The following is a 22,108-nucleotide window of genomic DNA, read 5'->3' as shown; positions in this document are numbered from 1 at the left end:
CTATAGCAGTTCCGTCTGTTCCTCCACCTTTACCGGAATCCGAAACTGCCCTGTCCATGTATCATAACAGGACTCACATATATGAAATATATGTATTTGTCCATCTTTATTTGAAAAATATCCCCATTCTTTTTTAATGGAAATATAATCTTCTCTTTTGGTACTGTCTGTTGTTTCTATCTTTTTCCCACAGGAATTACAGTATACTTCATACACTTTTTTCTCCATTCTATTCTCCATAGCCTCCATCTTTTTAAAACTTTTTCTAAATGATTATCCTACAACATTTTTCATATGAAAGTTTCTCTTACATATGGAAGTTCCTCTTAATTATACAGAAAAATGTGCTGAAAAACGTTAGTAACTATTGGTATTTTTAAGATTGCCATAACATAAGCCTGGCATCTTCTTGTGGATGTTCATAATAATTCTTTCTTTTTCCGACTTCTTTAAATCCGGCATGTTTATACAAAGTAATCGCCGCTGCATTAGAATCCCGCACTTCAAGATATATACTATAAATTCCCTGCTGTCTCGCCTCGTCTAATAACTGCTGCAGCAGCTTTCTGGCAATTCCTTTCTTCCTGTAAGCGGGAAGTACGGCAACATTGGTGATATCTGCTTCATCTAGAACTACTTTCATCCCGATATAGCCGATAACCTCTGTCTCTTCTTTTGCAAGAAAAGAACAATATCCCTTAGTATGAAACATTTCCTTTAATGCATCAACTGACCATGGTACCGAAAAACATTCTTTCATCAGAATCTCTGTCTGTTCACAGTCTGTTTCTGCCATTGGACAAATTCTCATTCTTCTAACTTCTTTCCCTTCGCTTCAAGTTCGCGCTCCGCCTGTGACTTTCTCAAATAAATTGGTGCATGGTCACTCGCCGGTTCTGCCTTGCCTTCGTCGTATAATCTCACTGCACGAATGGCAACCGCTCCTGCTCTTTGACGCCTTAAATGTGCCGGTGCATAAGAATGTTCTACTGTACAGAATTCCTCAATAATATCTTTGTATACCGGAACACCATCTCCTAGAAAAATAACCTGTTTTCCAAGCTTTTGTCCAAACGCATTACACTTTTTAATAATGTCTTCTACCGGACCTGCCTCCTGAGCTACAAGTTCTTCAAATTCTGTCCCTCCTGCAAAATGATAGATTCCTGTATAAACCTGCTTTCTTCTGGCATCCATCATCGGACAGATCAGCGCATCTGTCCCATAAAAATTACAGGCGATTCCTTCTAATGTCGGAACAGAAATGATTGGTTTATTAAGCGCAAGACCCAATCCTTTTGCAGTGGCAGAACCAATTCGGAGACCTGTGAAAGAACCCGGACCTGCTGCAACAGCAATGGCGTCCACTTCAGAAAGTTCTGTCTGTGTCATTTTCACAATCTCATCAAGCATAGGTAAAAGTGTTTGTGAGTGTGTCTTTTTGTAATTTAATGTATACTCTGCAACTAAGGTTTCTCCATCTAAAATGGCAACGGAAGCCACCAGTCCAGAGCTGTCTAATGCAAGAAGTTTCATCTATCTTTGCACCTCCTCAACAGTAATCAGACGATAATCAAATCCTTTCGACAAATCTTTATCGATATGGATTTCCGTATATTGTTCCGGGAGCAGTTCCTCGATCAGATTCGCCCACTCGATAAAGCAGACTCCTTCTCCCTCAATATATTCTTCAAAACCAATTTCGTACATTTCTTCCGGGTCACTGATCCGGTATACATCAAAATGATAAAACGGAAGTCTTCCCTCATCATATACCTGCAAAATAGTAAAGGTCGGGCTGCTGACCGGACCTTTTATTCCAAGACCCGCAGCAAATCCCTGTGTAAATACTGTCTTTCCTACTCCTAAATCTCCATAAAGGCAATAGACCTGTCCTGCTGCTGCCTTTTGCCCACATTGTTTTCCCAGTGCAAATGTATCCTCTGCGCTGTTACTTTCTATTCTCATCTTTACCTCTTTTTTACCTCTTTTTCATCTCTTTTATGAAATTCATGATTTCTTCCCGCTGCGTTCCCATTGCCGCACTTGGGATTAAAAATGCATTGTTCTTTCCGGTATAAATCACTGCAACTGACTTATAAAAAATTAATTTTGTAATCTTTTTCCATTCTACATCAATTGCATCATCTCCTAATTCCAGATGCAGTCCCCACTCATCAAACATATAGTGAAATTCTTCATTATAAATTGGATTCAGCTTTTTCGCATTCTTTGCACGAAGATTTGTTGTAAATGGAATCCATATAAGAATAAATAAAGAACAGATCAACGGCATCGTAACACTTCCCTGCTTCTTAATTAACACAGCAAGCGGCCATACGATTGCTAATATCGTTACGATAATCATTAATGGCTGACGATACGTATGACCAAAAAGAAATGCCTTCAATTCCTTTTCTGTTACATTGGCATCAACTCGGAAATGTCTGCCCTGTGGCTCCATCATTTCTTTTTTCGCAAGTTCTTCCGGCTGTTCCTGTACATTCTCTGTTACGATTGTTTCAGAACGCTCCTCATCTTCTGGATTTTGAGCTGTTTTTTCTACACACAGATCTGCATCCTGTATACTTTCTTCTTCTAGAATTCCCTCCGGTCTGTCAAGATCAGCAAGGTTCATCTTACTTATTTTTTCAAAGTTTTTCACGCGTTACTCCTCCTGCAATGGCCACAGCGTTACTTGCTGTGGTCAATCTTCATCGTAAGCTGGATTCTCTTTTTATTTAAATCCACACTCATAACCTGCACATCTACAATATCTCCTACGCTGACTACTTCAAGCGGATGCTTAATGTAGCGCTCTGTCATCTGAGAAATATGCACAAGACCGTCCTGATGTACTCCAATATCAACAAATGCTCCAAAGTCGATCACATTACGTACCGTTCCTTTTAAAACCATACCTTCTTTTAAGTCTTTCATTTCAAGAACATCTGTCCTTAATACAGGCTTTGGCATCTCACTTCTTGGATCTCTTCCCGGCTTCTCCAGTTCTTCTACAATATCATGCAGTGTCATTTCTCCAACGCCAAGACTTTCCGCTGTTGCTTTTTCATTTGTAATCTGAGAGTGAAGAGTACTAAGTCCGCCATTACGAATACTTTCAGAAGTATAACCTAAATCCTTTAACAACTTCGCTGCTGTCTCATAGGATTCCGGATGTACACTTGTATTATCAAGCGGTTCCTCTCCTCTCGGAATCCGTAAGAATCCTGCACACTGTAAAAATGCTTTTGGTCCAAGTTTTGGTACTTTTAAAAGTTCCTTTCTTGTATGGAATCGTCCATTTTCTTCACGATAGGCTACGATATTCTTTGCTACTGCTTTACTGATTCCAGAAACATAAGAAAGTAATGGAACAGAAGCTGTATTAAGATCAACACCTACTTTGTTTACACAGTCTTCTACTACACCATTTAACGCTTCTTCTAAGCGTTTCTGGTTCATATCATGCTGATACTGGCCAACACCGATTGCTTTTGGTTCAATCTTTACCAGTTCTGCTAACGGATCTTGTAATCTTCTGGCAATAGATGCGGCACTTCTTTGTCCTACGTCAAATTCCGGAAATTCTTCTGTGGCAAGCTTACTTGCAGAATATACAGAAGCTCCGGCTTCATTTACGATAACATAAGCTACCTTTTCCGGAATCTCTTTAATCAGTTCAGTAATTACCTGTTCTGATTCACGACAGGCAGTACCATTTCCTACGCTGATTACAGAAACATGATACTTCTTAATCATCTCATGCACTGTTTTCTTTGCCTGTTCTACTTTACACTGTGGTGCAGTTGGGTAAACGACAACGGTATCTAATACCTTACCGGTTGGGTCTACAACAGCAAGCTTACAGCCTGTACGGAAAGCCGGATCCCAGCCAAGAACTGTTCTTCCTTCCATTGGAGGCTGCATAAGAAGCTGTTTTAAGTTCTTTCCAAAAACAGTAATTGCACCTTCCTGTGCTTTTTCCGTCATCTCACTGCGGATATCTCTTTCAATTGCCGGTGCGATCAGACGATTATAAGCATCAAGCACTGTTTCTTCCATCAGTGTCTTTGTATTTGGATTGTCCTTTATCATTGTTTTATTCAACGCATTGACAATCTGTGCATCAGGAGCCTCTACCTTAACCGTAAGAAACTTTTCTTTTTCCCCACGATTGATTGCCAGCACACGATACCCTGTAATCTTAGACAGTTCCTCGCTAAAATCATAATACATTTCATAAACAGATTCAGCCTTTTCATCTTTGGCTTTCACTACAAGACGCCCCTGCTTCATCGTACAGTTTCTTATACTCTTGCGATAATCTGCTTTATCTGCGATCATCTCCGCAATAATATCTTTTGCTCCGGCAAGCGCCTCTTTTGCATTAACAACTCCTTTTGCTTCGTCTACAAAGCTCTGTGCTTCTTCTTCCATACTCTTAGAAGTTGCCTGCAAAAGAAGAATGTTCGCCAGTGGCTCTAACCCTTTTTCCTTTGCTTTCGTCGCTCTCGTCTGCTTTTTTGGACGATATGGACGATACAGATCATCTACTGCTACAAGAGTTTCTGCCGCTAAAATCTTTTTCTTTAAATCATCAGTCATCTTGTCCTGTTCTGTGATCGCGTTAATAACCTGCTCTTTCTTTTCTTCTAAATTACGAAGATAAAGAAGGCGCTCATGTAAATTACGAAGAGTCTCATCGTTAAGGGCTCCTGTCATCTCTTTACGATATCTGGCAATAAAAGGAATCGTATTTCCCTCATCAATGAGCTGTACCGCTGCTTTTGCCTGTTCTTCCTTAATCGTAAGCTCCTGCGCCAGTTTCTTTATAATATCCATTAATCTGTCTGCTCCTTATGTCTGTACTTTTTATTTTACGATCTGTTATGCTTTTTGCGGTGTAGTGATCCATCGGAGATATGCATTCATAAATGCATCCAGGTTTCCATCCATCACGCTCTGTACATTTCCGGTCTCTTCCCCGGTTCTGTGATCTTTTACCATCGTATATGGCTGCATAACATAAGAACGAATCTGGTTTCCCCAGCCGTTATCGGATACTTCGCCACGTATATCTGATAATTTTTCCCTGTTTTCCTGCTCTTTAATCAGATATAACTTTGCCTTTAACATCTGCATTGCCTTATCTTTATTCTTGTGCTGAGAACGTTCATTCTGACATTGCACAACAACACCTGTAGGAATATGGGTGATACGGATCGCCGAATCTGTCTTGTTGATATGCTGTCCACCTGCACCGCTGGAACGATACGTATCAATACGAATATCTTCGTCCGCAATCTCTACAGATAAATCTTCCTCAATATCCGGCATAACATCACAAGAAGCAAAGGATGTCTGTCTCTTTCCTGCCGCATTAAATGGAGAAATCCTTACCAGACGATGGACGCCTTTTTCTGACTTAAGATAGCCATAGGCATTCTCTCCATTTACTTCAAAAGTAATGGACTTGATTCCTGCTTCATCTCCATCAAGATAATCAAGAACTTCTGTCTTAAATCCATGACTGTCGGCCCACTTACTGTACATACGATACAGCATACCCGCCCAATCACAAGACTCTGTTCCACCTGCACCGGCATGAAGCGTTACGATTGCATTATTTTTATCGTATTCACCGGATAACAATGTCTGGATCTTTAGATTATCAAACTCTATTTCAAACTCACCAAGTAATTCTTCAATCTCCGGAATCACACTGGCATCATTCTCCTCATTCCCAAGCTCGATCATGGTAGAGACATCATCAAGTGTCATCTCCAATGCATGATATGCTGATACCGTATCTTTAAGGTTCTTCAGCTTCTTTGTCACTTCCTGCGCCTTATCCGGATTATTCCAAAAGCCTTCCTCACGCATCTCGCTTTCCAGTTCTTTAATCTGTTCATGTTTATGGGAAAGTGATAAAGAAAGACCAAGTTCCTTCATCGGTTCTTTATATTGATTTACCGTAAATTTGTATTGTTCTAATTCAACCAATTATAAAACCCTTTCTATATATGATAATATGATAAAGAAAGGCACAGTGCCTATTCATTCACAGGTGCGTTTCCTGACATCTGCTGCAAAATATTCACTGTGCGAAACTTTTCCTGCCTTAATTTGCAAATCTGCCACAGCAGTTTTTATATTTCTTTCCGCTTCCGCAAGGACAAGGAGCATTACGTCCAATCTTTGCTTCTTTTCTGCGGTAAGGTCCTCTTTCGACAAGCTCATCCTTGTTTGTGCCTGTTGCTCTTGCAACCTGCTTTCTTTCAACTTTCTGCTCAATCTGAACATGCATTAAAGCACCAACCGTATCGTGACGAATGTTCTTTGTCATCTCCTCAAACATCTCATATCCAAGGAACTTGTACTGAACAACCGGATCCTTCTGTGCATAAGACTGAAGTCCGATACTCTCACGAAGCTGATCCATATCATCAATATGGTTCATCCACTTACTGTCAATAACTTTAAGAAGAATAACACGTTCTACTTCACGAATACCATCATTAAAGATTGCTGCATCTTCTTCACCAAGTTCTACTCCTTCTTCCGGTACATTCACCTTGGCAAATTCATTAAAGTCTTTCTCTTTCTTATGGTAAATCTTCATCGCCTCATCCTGAAGACGGGAAATGAGTGCTTCTTTATCATTCTTCTCTTTTTCTTCGTCTGTAAGAGTGATTGGCTCTAATGGAATCTTTCTTCTTAAAGATTCATTCAGCTCTACAAGATTCATCTCTTTTAATGGCTGTTCTCCTGCGATCATATTTACATCGTCAGCAACAACATCCTTGATCATCTTGTAAACAACATCCCGCATACTCTCACCATTTAATACACGGCGTCTTTCTGCGTAGATAACTTCTCTCTGGTCATTATTTACCTGGTCATAATCGAGCAGGTTACGACGAATACCGAAGTTGTTATTCTCAATCTTCTTCTGTGCCTTTTCGATCTGCTTTGTAATCGTCTTATGCTGAATCTCTTCCCCTTCCGGAATCTTTAACGCCTTATATACGCTCATCATACGTTCAGAACCGAACAGGCGCATCAGGTCATCTTCAAGAGATAAGTAGAACTTCGATTCACCAGGATCACCCTGACGACCGGCACGACCACGTAACTGGTTATCGATTCGACGGCTCTCATGTCTTTCTGTACCGATGATCTTTAATCCACCAAGTTCTGCAACACCATCTTCTAACTTGATATCCGTACCACGACCAGCCATATTCGTTGCGATCGTAACAGCTCCCTTTTCACCAGCATGTGAAATAATCTCTGCCTCTAATTCATGGAACTTCGCATTCAGTACGTTATGCTTAATTCCTCTCTTACTTAATAATTCGCTGACTTCTTCTGATGTATCGATATTAATCGTACCAACTAAAACTGGCTGTCCCTTCTTATGAGACTCTACGATATCGTTGATAACTGCATTTAACTTTTCTTTCTTTGTCATGTAAATAGCATCTTCATGATCGATACGGATCATTGGCTTATTCGTAGGAATCTCTACTACGTCCATGCCGTAAATATCCATAAACTCTTTATCTTCGGTCATAGCAGTACCAGTCATACCGGCTTTCTTTGTATACTTATTAAAGAAGTTCTGGAATGTAATCGTCGCAAGAGTCTTAGACTCTCTGTTAACCTTTACATGCTCCTTTGCCTCGATTGCCTGATGAAGGCCATCAGAATAGCGACGTCCTGGCATAATACGTCCGGTAAACTCATCAACGATAAGAACTTCGTTGTCTTTTACTACGTAATCCCTGTCTCGGAACATAAGGTTATGTGCACGAAGAGCAAGAATAATATTATGCTGGATCTCAAGGTTCTCTGCATCCGCAAGGTTCTTGATATGGAAGAACTGCTCTACCTTCTTAACACCTTCTGTTGTAAGCATAACCTGCTTATCCTTCTCGTTAACAAGGAAATCTCCATCTTCTTCGATATCAATACCCATGATGGCATCAATCTTAGAAAGTTCACCATCCGAAGTACCACGCTGCATCTGTCTTGCAAGGACATCACATGCCTTATAAAGATCTGTGGACTTACCACTCTGACCGGAAATGATAAGAGGGGTTCTTGCCTCATCGATCAATACGGAATCGACCTCATCGACAATGGCATAATTCAGTTCTCTTTGTACAAGATCCTTCTTATAAATAACCATGTTATCACGAAGGTAATCGAAACCTAATTCATTATTCGTAATGTAAGTAATATCACAGTTATATGCAGCTTGACGTTCTGCATTATCATAACTGTTCAAAATAACACCGACACTTAAACCTAAGAACTGATGAACCTTACCCATCCAGTTCGCATCACGCTTAGCCAGATAATCATTAACAGTAACGATATGAACACCCTTGCCCTCAAGCGCATTTAAATATGCTGGAAGAGTAGAAACCAAAGTCTTACCTTCACCAGTCTTCATCTCGGCAATACGACCCTGATGTAAAATAATACCACCCATCAGCTGCACACGATAATGCTTCAGATGGATCGTACGGTCTGCTGCCTCTCTTACAACAGCAAAGGCTTCCACTAACAAGTCATCAAGAGTCTCTCCTGCTGCCAGACGATCTTTAAATTCCTGTGTCTTGGCACGAAGTTCTTCATCGCTTAATGCCTGCATCTTCTCATCAAGAGCCTCGATCGCATCTACATACTTTTCAATTCTCTTGATTTCTTTCTCACTTTTATTGCCAAAAAGTTTATCAACAAAACTCATCTTTACCTCCTATTTCTATCGTAAATCACGTCATAAACTTACGTATGGCCCCACTGACAGAAGATGGGGTCACACCTCCTGAGTTGGTAATCTTCTTCTAATTTTAAACATACAGATTATATTGTAACATTGATAAGCTCTCTTTTCAAGCTTTAATCCCCTTAATATACAGAAAAAGGGAAGGCAGATAATCATCTGCCTTCTTCCTTCGTTTCTAAATGAATTCATGTATGTTTAAAATTCTGGTTCAATCAAACCATATGTTTTATCTTTTCTCTTATAAACTACATTCACTTCAAAAGTCTCTGCATTACGGAATACAAAGAAACTATGCCCTAACAGCTCCATCTGTACACAGGCTTCCTCAACATCCATCGGCTTAATAGCGAATCTCTTACTCTTTGTAACCGTTACTGTTTCATGATTGTCCACATCTTCTTCCATGAACTCATCATTAAACTTCACTTCGCCCTTACCGTACTTGGAAATCTTCGTCTTATACTTGCGAATCATACGCTCCAGTAAATCTACTGCCATATCAATAGAAACATACATATCTGTACTTGTAGGTTCTACTCTTAAGATCGTTCCCTTCATAGGAATTGTAGCTTCTACTGTCTGATTATCCTTCTGCACGCTTAATGTGACCTGAACTTCTGTCTCTGGAGTGAAAAACTTCTCCAGCTTGCTGAACTTATCGTGTACAGCCTGCTTTAATCCCTCGGAAACCTCCAGATTCTTGCCGTAAATAATGTAACGCATACGATCACACTCCTTTTTTCTTATATTATAATTATTATACCAACAATTCTTCATTCTGGCAATGAATTATTTAAAAAAATCACACAAAACAGATGTTTTATATTGACGTGTTTTTTCCATTTTTTTCTTTTGTTTTTCCACTGTGGATATTGTGGATAACTCAGTGGATAAGTCTGTTTTTCAACATTTTTCAGTTTTTTTCTTCGTGGATAACTGCAAAGAGTTATACACCGACACTTTGTTCTTTTTTGCATTTTGTAAATTTATGTATATTTCATTGTCTATTATGCACAATTTTCAGCCATTTCTCATAGAGAAATCCGTTTTTAACCGTTTTCTGAAAGTATTCTTTATTATCCGACATTTCACCTAGAATTTTAGACTTTTCAGTCGAACCTCCTTACTTTTTCCGAAACAAAAGGCAGAATATTCCTGCAAAAATCGCAAAATCACTCATATTAAAAACCAGGTTACTGATTTTCTTCACTGGAAATTCAGGAAAACGAATATAATCTGTCACAGAACCTTTTTTCATTCTGTCTATAAAGTTACTAAGTCCTCCTCCAAGAAGTAACGCATAACCAAGTCCTGCAACACTCACTCTTCCTTTTTGCCGTTCTTTTCCCAATACGAACGCACAAAAGCAAAGCATGACACCGGATATCCCTTTTAATATCTTTGGATGTGAAGAAAGGATACCACTGGCTGCTCCTTTATTCTCTAGGAATTCAATTCTTGGAGACAACTTCCTTCTCCATCCATCCTGCATAGCATCTACCGTATTTATTCCCTCCCCAGACCTGGTAAAATGTTCTTTTCGATGCTTTCCTCTAAGAGAACTCCTGAAATATTCCTTTAAAAACTTATCTCCTGCAATAATCAATGTTACAATTATGAAATATATCACTTTGATACCTCCTGTGCATATGTTAAATTATACCTCAAAGAAAAGGACTGAACTACGTTGCCACAACCAAATGCTTTTTTATCTGTGCGCGGACTTTCCCATACGTATCACACAAAAAATGGCGAAACCCCTGCGTTAAAAGATATTCACTTCGACCTTTTCACTGGCGAATTTGCAGCGATCATCGGACCTTCCGGCTGTGGAAAATCCACTCTTTTAGAGTTGATTGCCGGTCTGATTCCCTTACAAAAAGGAAGCCTTCGTTATCCCTTTTTAAATCAGCCGCCTTCCATCGGCTACATGCTGCAAAAAGACCATTTATTAGAATATAGAACTATATATAAAAATATCATTTTAGGTCTCGAAATACAACACCGTCTTACTGAAAAAAACTTAGAATATGTCCAGAAATTAATGCGGCAATATGATATTGCTGATTTTGCAGATTCTTATCCAAGAGAACTTTCCGGCGGAATGCGCCAGCGCGCTGCCCTTATCCGAACACTTGCCTTAAAACCGGACTTTCTTCTTCTTGACGAACCATTCAGCGCCCTAGATTACCAAACTCGGCTTGATGTCTCAGATGACATCGCAAAAATCATTCGCCAAAGCGGTGTCACCACCCTTTTAGTCACACATGATCTGTCCGAAGCAATCAGTATCTCCGACCGTATTATTGTACTTGGAAAACGTCCAGGCCACATACGATCAATCATAACAATTGATTTTGGATCAGAACACCAGCTTTCTTCCAAAGAAGCCCGCATTCATCCTCAATTTCAAAATTACTTTAACCAGATATGGAAGGAGCTGAAACATGATGAATGAATCAGCAAACAATCTATCAAAAGAACAACAATTCTATATGAAAAAAACAAGACAACATAAACACCTTGTCCTGTTCTTTCAAATTTTTATATTTGTATTTTTTATTATTTTATGGGAGATATCTTCCCATAACGGAATCATCAATGCCTTTATCTTCAGCAGCCCTTCCCGGATGCTTCTTGCCTGTCAGGAACTATTCCTCACCGGAGACCTCTTAAAACACATTGGCATCACACTTGCAGAGACGTTCGGCAGTTTTTTTCTCGTTGCCTCCATAAGTCTTCTTGTTGCCATACTCCTTTGGTGGAATACAACATTAAGTGAGATTTTTGAACCGTACTTTGTGATTTTAAACAGCCTTCCAAAATCAGCAATGGCTCCGATCTTTATCGTATGGCTTGGCAACAACATGAAAACCATTATCATCACCGCCATATCCGTTGCAATCTTTGGAAGCATCTTAAATCTTTTTACCAGCTTTCAGACAACCGACCCAGATAAATTAAAACTGATCTATACCCTGCATGGCAACCGATTTGACTGTCTTACCAAAGTTATTCTTCCGATCAACTTTCCTGCAATCCTTAGTATTTTGAAAGTCGATATTGGACTTTGCCTGATCGGAGTAGTTATTGGAGAATTTCTCGCCGCCAGAAAAGGACTTGGTTATTTGATCATCTATGGCTCACAGGTCTTTAAAATGGATTGGGTAATGCTCTCTATCGTGCTGCTTTGCCTGATTGCCGCATTACTGTATGGAATACTCAATCGACTGGAAAAACATTTTATTAACTCTTGATTTGTGTAGAAGACGAAAAAAGAAACAACGATACATTCCATCTGCTCTGTAGTCGCTGTATTTAAGATGCTCGTCCGCATCTTAAATACGCTCCCAAGCCGCATCTGGAATGTATCGTTGTTTCTTTTTTCTGTCTGTTTTAAATCCACAGATTTTTTAATATTATCCCAAGTCTACCTTTAAGTCTCCTTCTTTAATCCAGCCTTTTTTCCTCATAAACTTACCAATTGCCCAGCTTAAAAGAACAGGAAGTACAAAGCAGACTAAAATCATTCCTAACCAGTCAAATGCTCCAACGGCATATCCTTCTGGCATATTCGACCAGCCTGTGATAATCCCGATCGGACCTACTAAGCCCGCGGTTCCCATGCCGGAAGAAATCGCCGCACCGTTATTGCGAAGCTGGAAAATGCATGTGGCGACCGGACCTAAAATCGCGGAAGTAAGTACCGGTGGAATCCACAAGATCGGCTTACGCATCAGATTCGGTACCTGCAGCATCGACGTCCCAAGCCCCTGTGCTACGAGACCTCCAACTCCATTATCGGGATAGCTGATCACAGCAAAGCCAAGCATATTACAGCAGCATCCTACGGTAGCTGCTCCACCGGCAAGCGCAAGCCCATTCCATACGCCCATAGAGATACTGCCATCTAAAACGCCTGCAAGAACGGCACCGCCACTAATACCAACTGCTGCGCAGATTGCTGCGGAGCTGATTGGAAGAGTAAGTACAACACCGACGACAACAGAAATAATGATTCCCATGAAGAATGGCTGTAAATTCGTTGCCCAGCCGATAAATGTACCAAGGGAATCACAGATTGTTTTGAAAATCGGTGCAAGTACCATGGCGCATCCTACACCGACAATAATTGTTACTGCCGGTGTGACAAGAATATCGATCTTCGTCTCTTTAGAAACAAGCTTACCAACTTCGCAGGCAATAATCGCAACAAACAAAACTGCCAGCGGTCCGCCAGAACCGCCTAATGTATTTGTCGCCTGTCCTACCGCACATAAAGAAAATAACACTAGTGGTGGTGCATCTAATGCATAGCCGATTGCCGCTGCCATAGCAACTCCTGTTACCATGGTCGCATAATTACCAATCTGCCATAAAATCCAGCAAAAATGATTCCATGTACTAAGTCCTGCGACCTTTGCCGCTAACTCTCCCGTATCTGTCACTGATGCCAATGCTGCCATCAGACCTGTTGTGCCGACATTCTCTGCTAATGTCTTAATGATCGTCCCGATCAAGAGAGATGCAAATAATCCAAGAGCCATCGCTCCCATCGCATCAATCGCATATCTCTTAAAAGAAATCTCTACATTTTTCCTTTTTAGAAAGCTCTGCTTTCCTACACTTTGTTCTGTGTTGTTCTGATTCTTCATCTTTCTCTTTTTTCTTTCTCTTTCTTTTTATTTCTTTTTATTTTCACTATCTAAAGCCGGTCTTGAAATTCTTTAAAAACCTTATGGAATCTGACGAGATTTTTAAAAAATCTATACGGCTCCAAACAGTTACATTCTATAATACTCTTCACAGAAACGCAATGTTATTTTCGTAAATTTTTTACAGTGCAATACCTGTTCATGCGTATTTAAAAAGCGCTGGACATATGGCATAGAAAAAAGGAGAGACAGCAATGTCTCCTCTTTCATAGCAGCATTGCTGTCTCCTCTTTTTTGTCATAAAGGCAAATTATAAAAACTTTTATTTATATCATCGGATTACTTCTTTACAAACTTACATCTGTCAAGTCCATAATCAGATAACATCTTTTTGTAGGCTTTGTATTTACGTTTTGGTACATAAACCTTTGCGTGCTTCACTTCAATAAACACATGTGGTTTTCTTAACTGTTTTAACTTTGTACCTCTAAACACAATCTTTTCGAGCTTTTTATTCAGACAGAATGCGTGAGCTCCCATGAAGGAAACATTCTTTCCGATCGTAAGCTTCTTCACATTCGGACATGCATAGAATGCTTTATGTCTGATCTTTCTTACAGAATCCGGAATCACAATATTTCTGATCTTCTTATTCTTGATAAAAGCTCTCGTTCCAACGGAAGTTACATTGTACTTAATTCCATTCCATGCCACGCTCTTTGGAATAGAGACTTTCTTCGCACTGCGGCCTTTTACAAATCCGATCACTTCCACTTCTCCGCTTCCGTCAACCATTGTGTTTGTCACTTTATATCTGTAAATACCATTTGTAATCACATCACCTTTTCGCAGTCCGACAAGCAGATTACAAGACGCGCTCTTACCACTTTCTGTTGTAACTGTAATCGCAAGCTTACCTGGTGCGATTGCCTTTACATTACCATTCTGGTCAACTGCTGCCATAGCAGGCTGTGAACTCTTCCAGCTTAACCAATCTGTGCTGTTTTCCGGTGACAGATATGCTATAAGCTGTTCTCTGGCATTAGGAGAAAGGACGATACTATTTTTATTGAGTCTTACTCCAGTTGCCGGAATCTTATTACTTACTATGATCTTTCCTGCCGGTTCATCCATATACGTATCTGTAATTGCATATTTCACTGTATAGGTCACGTCTGCTTTTCCACCGATATTTGAAGGGACATCCAAGGTCGCTTTCTGTGTGCCGGCATTACCTTTCGTATCTTTTTCATCGATCAGCTTACCGGATGCATCAAACAGACCAACCTTCATAGCGTTTTCAAGACATTTACCTTCCAATGCCACTTCATTCTTTCCTGCGGTAGCAATCATTCTTTCCGTTACGTTTACTGACTTTACTTTCGGTCCTACCCAGACTTTTACGCTAGAAACAATATCCTGGCCATTCTCATCCTGCACTGTAGTTGTCGTACTGCTATTTACTGCCATTGCAGAAATCGTAATGTATCCATATTTATTACTGGTCTTTAAAATGTTCTTTGCTGTATCTAACTTACAATCTGTTCCATTCGCATCCAATGAATATGCAATCTTTGCCGGATAAGCCTTTAATTCTTCTTCACTGTACGCTTCTTCTAAATCATCATAACAAATTGCTTTTAATGTTGTTACATCTAACACAGTGTTAAATGCAATAGCTTCAGGAACATCTTCTAATACGATTTTCTGAAGTGAGCGCACTCTTGGCACTTTCAATTCTAAAGCGTTACTTATGACTTCTTTATTCAGTCGATTCGTTGCTCGAACAGTAATATTGGCCTTCTTACCGGCTTCTACCGCAGCAATTATATTATTTCTATCAAATCGAAATGCCTTTTCATTATCAGAATTCCATGTAAGCGGTACACCGTTTAGATTATAGTCTTCTTCATACTGATCCAGACCCTTTACGATAAAATACTCGGAAACATAAGCATTCTCTCCATTTTTCAATGTAGCATCTGCATCTTTTTGCTCCAGTTTTAATGTACCAAGAACTGGTTTTTGTCTCACATTTAAAGTAAACTGCGCTGCCAACGCTTTCTCACCATTTACATTTGTAAATGTTCCCTTTAAAATCACATTTCCAGTTTCACCATAATCTACGGTTCCCTCTGTTACTGACAGATTCTTTGCTTTCGAATCAAAAGATACCTGCGCACTCTTAATCGTTCCCCTATCCGTCAGTTCCCATGTAATACTATCGACTTCTTTTGCAGAAAGTTCGTAAGGATCTCCATTCTGGTCTTTGGCAGTAAAATTCACTTTGGAAAGATCATAAACTTCACCTTCTCTTACTACTGCAGAATCTCCGGTATATAATTCCTTTACATATGGTTTGGCGATAACATTAAAGTTGATGGTGTTCGATTCAACCATGTTTTCCCCTTCACCTACAGCGAGCTGTAATGTATCAGAACCTTTTACAAGCCCAAGCAGTGTATCCGCAGTTACTGCAGAATACTTTCCACCGGTAATCCACTGGTACGTTTCCTTTGTCCAGTCATAAGACTCACCATACTGGTCAAGCGCTGTTACTGTTACATCCTTCTTCAAATCACTTTCATAAGCACTTCCAATACCTATACCATTCGTTTCAAGGTCTGTTTGAATCGTAACCGAACTTAACTTTCTTGCTGGCTTTACATTAAGCTCTACTACATTAGATGTCACGTTATACTTTTGAGAAACTGCCGTAATCTTATATATTCCCGCCTTATGTATCGGAAGTTTATTCTGAGAAAGTTCTGTAAATGCTGCACTCTGCCCATCAATCTCTACTGCCCATTTCACATCAGAAGTATCCTTCCACTCACCATCATACTGATCGAATGCTTTTACAGTCAGGTTAGATAAATCAATCTCTTTTGGAGCGCCCTGATCATTATAAATAAAACTCTCCAACGTAGCCGGCTGCGTGTCATCAGAAATCGTAAGGGTTGTTAATGCCTTCCTCGGCAGCGCCTTTACACTAATCCATTCTGAATGCTTCCCACGATAAGTCGCACGAATCTGGAATGTTCCACTCTTTGTAAAGGAAAGCTGATTATTCTCAAGCTTAATTCCATCTTCCTCATCCAGTCTTGATTCCCATACGATCGGTGCACCGGAAATCTTTTTATCTGTGCTGTCTAATGCATAACCTTTGATATCTTCATTGCCAAACAGATTTACCGGTGTTTCTCCCACATAAGTAGTTACCGTTCCTTCTGCCTGCACACTTCCGTCAAATGGCTTTGTCGTCACATTCACTTTAATTCTTGCGGTTGAATCAAGAAATTCATTCGTTGATGGAGAAGATTTTTCTAAACTCGTATAGACATCTTCATCAATCACATATTTGAGATACAGCGTTCCTTCTTCTTCCCCTGCTGTAAGAATCTCTTCACCTGTCGCAGTATTTCTTTCAATCGATGCCTTCTTACTTCCCGTCAATTCATGTCCTTCGGTATCCGTAAGTATCCAATGTCCCTTATCCTGATCAAATCCATAATAATCAACATCATTTTCATTCGTTCCATTCAAAGTAACTGTACTAAGATCAAATGTATCCCCGCCGATCATATTCAATGTCTTCACACCGTTAACCACTTTGATATTCTTTAACGGATATAACGGTACGATCGCATTAATATTAGAATTCATACTCACTGCATCATAGCTGAGTACTCCGCCTGTCACAGACATTGGACACTTCGTTGCCAGCCAGGTTACCTTATCTTTCAAAGTTACCTCTCCGTTACTTACAGCTCTTTGGATTGCCTTAGCAGACTGATTGATCGAACTTCTGACTGCCTTGCCATTCTTCGTATTCTGACCGGATGTCCCACTTCCTGATGTATCTTCCGTATAATAAAATGTTATACTGTTCATCGCAGCAATAATGTCGTCACTTACCCCTTCATTTTTCAAGGAGTTCTTCTCCGCTTCGCCAATCGGCTGAATCACTTTACTGTAACGTCCTGATGAACTATCATATCCCATTTCATTATCTACAGCATCACCATTACTATCTTTTACCTGTCCCGAATACAGATTATACGTTTTCCCTGATAACTTATAAACAGATCCCATTGTAATCAATGTTTCGTAATCTACAGGATATTCTTCTTCTAAATCTTTCGATTCAAATGTTTGCTGGATCTCACCTTTATCATCAACCAGGACTCGATGAATCCTAACCTTCGCCGTCTCCACGCCAACATCTTCCTCATTGATTGTTCCACTTAAAATATCTTTCCATTCCAGTCCAGTTAATTCATCCGCAGAAGAACCATCATTACGCTTTTCTGTCCATCCATAAGTTTGTCCATACGACTGCTCGTAGTTTTTCGTTGCGGTATATCTGACTGCACGATTATACAGATTATCCATTGCCGTTATCCCGCCTTTTGCAGAGGAAGAGCCAAATATTGTACTAAAATGACTCTGACGATAACCGGAAGTACTAAAAGACTGTACCGCTGCACTGTCATCATATACAACACCAGACAAAGAGAAGATCGCCACTTTATAAGTAATCGCAACCGGACAGTCATATCCTAACTCTATATTCGTTACTGCCTTAGATGACTCCATTCCAACAGCCGTCTGTGCCGGAAGTGTCATACTTGAAGACACTTTATTCTCTGATGTTTCACTATATTCCTTTGTTTCGGAATAAGCTGTAGATAATGCCTGTTCACACGTCACTTCCAGCTTTAAGGTCTGTTCTACTTCACCAAGAAGAGGAATTCCTCCCGAAAGTGTTGTTTCAGAACCAATCATCTGGCTATAAGAATAACTTTTTCCAGTTTCAAGAGTATTTGAGGTCGTCACAGAATTCGACTGCGTAAATTCCATACCGACATCTGCTTCCTGTTTCGATTCATTCTTATAGTAGCTAAGTACCGGATTATTCTTCCCACTTGTTTTATATGTGACACCAGAAACATTATTCTCCACTGCCTGCTGCAAAGACTCATACTTCTGCGCCTTTGTAACATATTCCAGTCCTTCTCCCGCAAGCACAGATAACTGGAAATCATAAAAAGCTATACCAAACGAATTGTAATTATACTTATAAGTCTTTCCTGCCCTGTCTACGCACGTCACAAGCGTATATAAAACATCCTGCGGTGTCTCATCATTAAGCTGGCTTAATGTATCATCTCCATCCGTTTCTTTCAGTACATCACTGCCACTGATTTTTCGATTGATTGCTCCCGCAATCTCATCCGCTGCCTCCTGGCGTACTTTTTTTAAATCCGTAGCATAAGAAAGCCCTTTCCATTTTGTGTAATCATTCTTTCGGCTTCCAACAGTACCTTCTTTTGTCTGCGCTAATGCATATGCCAGATCCGCGTATCCACTTCTCTCCCGGTTCGAGCTTCCTGTAAAGTTCTTCTTAAATCCACCGTCAGCATTCACTCTTGCTGTATAATGGCTATGCGTTCCATAAATCTGTTCTGCTAGAGAAGCCCACTGGCCAAGCACACTGTCGCTTCCATCAGCCATATCCTTCCCACTCTGTAAAACAGCCTGTAAAAAAGCAAGCTGATTGGTCGGATCGGTGCGCCCCGTCTTGCTGCCATCATGAATATCAAAATATGTCTTGCCATCAATCACTACTGACCGGATTCCCACGCGATTCTTTGCTTCATGTTCCGCACCATCTGCAAACCGGTACTGCACTCCCACCTTAGAAGCCGCCTGGGTTCTAATTGGAGATGCCAGGCCAACCACGACCGGTATCGTAAGCATCACTGTAAGAATACCTGTTAACAACTGCCTTGTTCCTTTGTACTTCATACTCTCACCTCTTATTCTTATACAATATTTTCCCATACAACATTTTTATTCCTGTTGTTTATGTGCCTTCCTGTCTCGAAACCGAATACAAATCACCGTAAAAATAACTCCTGCCACAAAAGCTATTATACCAATAATCACATAAACATCTGCTCCATTCCGCAGGAGAACAGATCCATACCCGTCATTAACCGTAGGAATTCCGGATACATGTGCCATTTGAAGCAGGATTCCCATACATACCGTTAATCCAGCAATCAGAACTGTCATACTGCCAAGTATCCTTCTGTCATATCGATTGCGAAGAACATTCATCCGCCGGTGAATCTTGCACCGTCTGATCTCCCTTTGATTCATTCCCTCCCTCCTTCCTCATTCTTTTTTTGCAAATGATACATATTTGCAAATCTTATTTATATAAAGACATATAAAAAAAAATCCTTTCACCTATTTTGAAAAAATCAAAAATAAATGAAAAGATCTGAAAAGATTTTTAACCTGTTCTATATATTCTACATCGAATACTTATTCATTTTTATCAGCAAATGCCATCCTATGATCAATAGCACAATCATAACAGACGGAAACAGATATCCAATCCATTTCCATATTCCATCTGCCGAAACAAGTAAATTAAAAATAGCATGAAAAGCACTACTAGCCCCAAGCAAACCGATTGTTCCTGTCACTTTCAAAAAACCCCAGCAAAATATATAAGCCATTCCAAAACCGAGCAAAATGCCACATAATATATGTAATGCCCCTGCTGAAATACCACGTACAAGCAAAATATCAAAATCTGCTGCTCCATTTTCCGTCAAATAACATACATTCTCAAATGTAGCAAAACCTACCGCAATCGCAACCGCAGCTCCGGGAATTCCCTTCCTTTCCGGTTCAAAAATCAAAAGATAAAACAACAGCGGAAGAAGCTTCATCACTTCTTCGCAAACCGGTACGATCTCTATCGCTGCCACAACCGCATCTGTATGATAATACCCCATAAAAAAACTGCTGACATAAGCAGACAACACACACATTCCCATCCCGATACAGATAAACAGCATATATTTACGCATATCTCCCCGTATAAAAATCAATGAGAGGAAAAGCGGAATCGAAATACATATAAAAATATTCTCAATATACATCATCTCCTGTCACCTCCCAAACTGTGCATGGTAATAATAACATATTGACAATCGTCAAAACAAAATCAATCAGAAAATACAAATTAAACCTTGTATAGTCATGAATAAAATTCGAACTCACATACAGCGCCACTTCTAGCACAACACACACAATCATACAGTAACACACCCCATGCGGCTCCTTCTCATACAAAATCCGGAATACAGCGATAGAAACAATCACCCCTGCTACCATCGCAAAAGTTCCGGTAGTAAGAAATACCGGCCCAAAAATTCCGCTCCACATAGAAGCGATCAGAACTCCCGCCCCACATATCACTTGAATCTTTGCAATCCGTATCTTTTTTATCCTGTAGCGCACGATCTGATAGGTATGCATAAACAAGTAACTGGCAATCCATGAAATTTCCGACACATAAAACACCTGCGGTACAACGCCCCGAATTACAAGATGAAGCACAAAGTAAAGCGTTCCCATCATAAAGCAGCTATATACCAGCGCCAGTATAATATACAAACGGTCTCTCTTATAAAACCAATATACCATATCTCCAAGCGCCGCAGTAAAAAATACCGCTACCTGAAATACATTATCAATAATCTCAAAATTCATCTCTGTTCTCTTTCTCGTTCTTCTCGTTCTTTTTCTTGTTCTTCTTGTTGTTTTTTCTTCTCAGGCTGTCCGTCTGTTTCCATTCTGTACTGATATTCCCTCGTTCTGCGCTTATGTTCCTCAACCCTTCGCAAACGATACAACAATACCGTCACACATACGCCAAGCGCAAATGCTAACACACCCATACAAATATATCCCAATGCCTCATAATGCCCCAACATACTCGCCGTTCCCATCGTATAATCAATATTACCTGCAGAAGCCTGCTTCACTACCCCCGGCATGAAACTTCCTATTCCGATAACAAGCATCAGACATAACGCTACACCACACACACTAAACATACACTGTTTCTTACGTCTTTCCTTACACCGAAGCTCCCGTGTTCTTCTATAAATCAATTGCTGACGCTCTTTATTCGTCCGCATATGAAAACCCTCCTTGTTCTAAAATCTTCCTCAAACTCTTCTTTCCTCTATGTACCAGATTCGTCATCTGCTGTTCACTCTTCCCAAGAATCTTTCCAGCCTCACTATAACTCATCCCCTCTATACTCACAAGATATAACGCCTCTCTGTACTCCGTCTTCAACTTCGCCATCGCCTCATAAAGACACTTCTCCCTCTCATTTTGCAAAAGCCTTGTCTCCACCAGTTCTTCACTCGGCAATTCAAAATCCACCTCATCCAAATGCAAAAACCACAACTTATGTTTTTGTGTGTGACGAATTGTCAGATTTCTCGCTGTTTTATAAAGATAAGCTCGAAAACTCCCCTTTCCATCAATCGAACGCTCCTTCGCAAAAACCCTCGCAAACGCCTCAATCATCAAATCCTCCGACTCATGGATATCATGAATATAACCATTTATATAATAAGTAAGTGCATCTCCATATCGGTCAACCAGTATGTCCGCACTTTCTTCCCTTCCCTCTAAGTACTCTCTGTAAGCCATCTCATCTGAAATCACACACATACCCCCTCGTATCCGTTTCATTCCTACAGACTTCCTGATCCGATCAAAATCACCATTTCACCTCGGACCGTATACTCTATTTTATACGAAGACCTTGCAT

19 protein-coding genes are annotated in these 22,108 nt (G+C 40.1%); 2 read left to right on the top strand and 17 right to left on the bottom strand.

Annotated features, from left to right (window positions below; all coding sequences use genetic code 11):
- From FYJ25_RS02720 to FYJ25_RS02675, 10 genes are all read right to left on the bottom strand, one after another.
- The gene (locus FYJ25_RS02720) at positions 1–228 is read right to left on the bottom strand and encodes a hypothetical protein (RefSeq protein ID WP_021908107.1); all 228 of its coding nucleotides are present in this window, start codon (positions 226–228) and stop codon (positions 1–3) included.
- A gap of 148 nt (positions 229–376) precedes the next feature.
- Positions 377–811: a ribosomal protein S18-alanine N-acetyltransferase gene (rimI, locus tag FYJ25_RS02715; protein ID WP_096240871.1), complete on the bottom strand. Its 435-nt coding sequence runs from the start codon at positions 809–811 to the stop codon at positions 377–379.
- On the bottom strand, positions 808–1,536 hold the full coding sequence (gene tsaB, locus FYJ25_RS02710) for a tRNA (adenosine(37)-N6)-threonylcarbamoyltransferase complex dimerization subunit type 1 TsaB (protein WP_154580476.1): 729 nt from the start codon (positions 1,534–1,536) through the stop codon (positions 808–810). Before tsaB ends, rimI begins: the two co-directional genes overlap by 4 nt.
- On the bottom strand, positions 1,537–1,968 hold the full coding sequence (gene tsaE, locus FYJ25_RS02705) for a tRNA (adenosine(37)-N6)-threonylcarbamoyltransferase complex ATPase subunit type 1 TsaE (protein ID WP_021908110.1): 432 nt from the start codon (positions 1,966–1,968) through the stop codon (positions 1,537–1,539).
- Between the two features lie 13 nt (positions 1,969–1,981).
- The gene (locus FYJ25_RS02700; RefSeq protein ID WP_154580475.1) at positions 1,982–2,665 is read right to left on the bottom strand and encodes a hypothetical protein; all 684 of its coding nucleotides are present in this window, start codon (positions 2,663–2,665) and stop codon (positions 1,982–1,984) included.
- A 29-nt stretch (positions 2,666–2,694) separates the two neighbouring features.
- The gene (locus FYJ25_RS02695) at positions 2,695–4,845 is read right to left on the bottom strand and encodes a Tex family protein (protein WP_154580474.1); all 2,151 of its coding nucleotides are present in this window, start codon (positions 4,843–4,845) and stop codon (positions 2,695–2,697) included.
- A gap of 45 nt (positions 4,846–4,890) precedes the next feature.
- On the bottom strand, positions 4,891–6,006 hold the full coding sequence (gene prfB / locus FYJ25_RS02690; protein WP_021908113.1) for a peptide chain release factor 2: 1,116 nt from the start codon (positions 6,004–6,006) through the stop codon (positions 4,891–4,893).
- A gap of 118 nt (positions 6,007–6,124) precedes the next feature.
- The gene (gene secA, locus FYJ25_RS02685; protein WP_096240875.1) at positions 6,125–8,761 is read right to left on the bottom strand and encodes a preprotein translocase subunit SecA; all 2,637 of its coding nucleotides are present in this window, start codon (positions 8,759–8,761) and stop codon (positions 6,125–6,127) included.
- A 234-nt stretch (positions 8,762–8,995) separates the two neighbouring features.
- Entirely contained in the window at positions 8,996–9,523 is a 528-nt protein-coding gene (gene hpf, locus FYJ25_RS02680; protein WP_021908115.1) for a ribosome hibernation-promoting factor, HPF/YfiA family, read from the bottom strand.
- A 400-nt stretch (positions 9,524–9,923) separates the two neighbouring features.
- A complete protein-coding gene (locus FYJ25_RS02675; RefSeq protein WP_154580473.1) occupies positions 9,924–10,430 on the bottom strand; it encodes a signal peptidase II in 507 nt (168 codons plus the stop codon).
- Positions 10,431–10,487: 57 nt separating this feature from the next.
- Between FYJ25_RS02675 and FYJ25_RS02670 the strand changes: the two genes are divergently transcribed.
- Together FYJ25_RS02670 and FYJ25_RS02665 are read left to right on the top strand one after the other, a co-directional pair.
- Positions 10,488–11,258 carry an ABC transporter ATP-binding protein gene (locus FYJ25_RS02670; RefSeq protein WP_096240877.1) on the top strand — a complete coding sequence of 257 codons (771 nt, stop codon included), beginning with the start codon at positions 10,488–10,490 and terminating at the stop codon, positions 11,256–11,258.
- A complete protein-coding gene (locus FYJ25_RS02665) occupies positions 11,251–12,057 on the top strand; it encodes an ABC transporter permease (protein WP_154580526.1) in 807 nt (268 codons plus the stop codon). The genes FYJ25_RS02670 and FYJ25_RS02665 overlap by 8 nt, the downstream gene beginning before the upstream one ends.
- A gap of 162 nt (positions 12,058–12,219) precedes the next feature.
- Here FYJ25_RS02665 and FYJ25_RS02660 read toward each other — a convergent pair whose 3' ends face one another.
- The 7 genes from FYJ25_RS02660 to FYJ25_RS02630 form a co-directional block, all read right to left on the bottom strand.
- Complete coding sequence (locus FYJ25_RS02660; protein ID WP_147608442.1) at positions 12,220–13,455, bottom strand: PTS sugar transporter subunit IIC; 1,236 nt, start codon at positions 13,453–13,455, stop codon at positions 12,220–12,222.
- Positions 13,456–13,794: 339 nt separating this feature from the next.
- Entirely contained in the window at positions 13,795–19,266 is a 5,472-nt protein-coding gene (locus tag FYJ25_RS02655) for a leucine-rich repeat protein (RefSeq protein ID WP_167513761.1), read from the bottom strand.
- A 45-nt stretch (positions 19,267–19,311) separates the two neighbouring features.
- Positions 19,312–19,623, bottom strand: coding sequence for a hypothetical protein (locus FYJ25_RS02650; protein ID WP_096240880.1), 312 nt, complete (start codon positions 19,621–19,623; stop codon positions 19,312–19,314).
- A gap of 155 nt (positions 19,624–19,778) precedes the next feature.
- The gene (locus FYJ25_RS02645) at positions 19,779–20,420 is read right to left on the bottom strand and encodes a PrsW family glutamic-type intramembrane protease (RefSeq protein WP_154580471.1); all 642 of its coding nucleotides are present in this window, start codon (positions 20,418–20,420) and stop codon (positions 19,779–19,781) included.
- On the bottom strand, positions 20,407–21,030 hold the full coding sequence (locus FYJ25_RS02640) for a hypothetical protein (protein WP_154580470.1): 624 nt from the start codon (positions 21,028–21,030) through the stop codon (positions 20,407–20,409). Before FYJ25_RS02640 ends, FYJ25_RS02645 begins: the two co-directional genes overlap by 14 nt.
- A complete protein-coding gene (locus tag FYJ25_RS02635; RefSeq protein WP_154580469.1) occupies positions 21,027–21,461 on the bottom strand; it encodes a DUF4179 domain-containing protein in 435 nt (144 codons plus the stop codon). Before FYJ25_RS02635 ends, FYJ25_RS02640 begins: the two co-directional genes overlap by 4 nt.
- A complete protein-coding gene (locus FYJ25_RS02630) occupies positions 21,448–22,029 on the bottom strand; it encodes an RNA polymerase sigma factor (RefSeq protein ID WP_243145664.1) in 582 nt (193 codons plus the stop codon). The genes FYJ25_RS02635 and FYJ25_RS02630 overlap by 14 nt, the downstream gene beginning before the upstream one ends.
- Between the last annotated feature and the right edge of the window lie 79 nt (positions 22,030–22,108).

The organism is Anaerobutyricum soehngenii (genome assembly GCF_009697165.1).
Classification (GTDB): domain Bacteria; phylum Bacillota; class Clostridia; order Lachnospirales; family Lachnospiraceae; genus Anaerobutyricum; species Anaerobutyricum soehngenii.
This window is presented reverse-complemented; position numbering and strand designations above follow the sequence as displayed.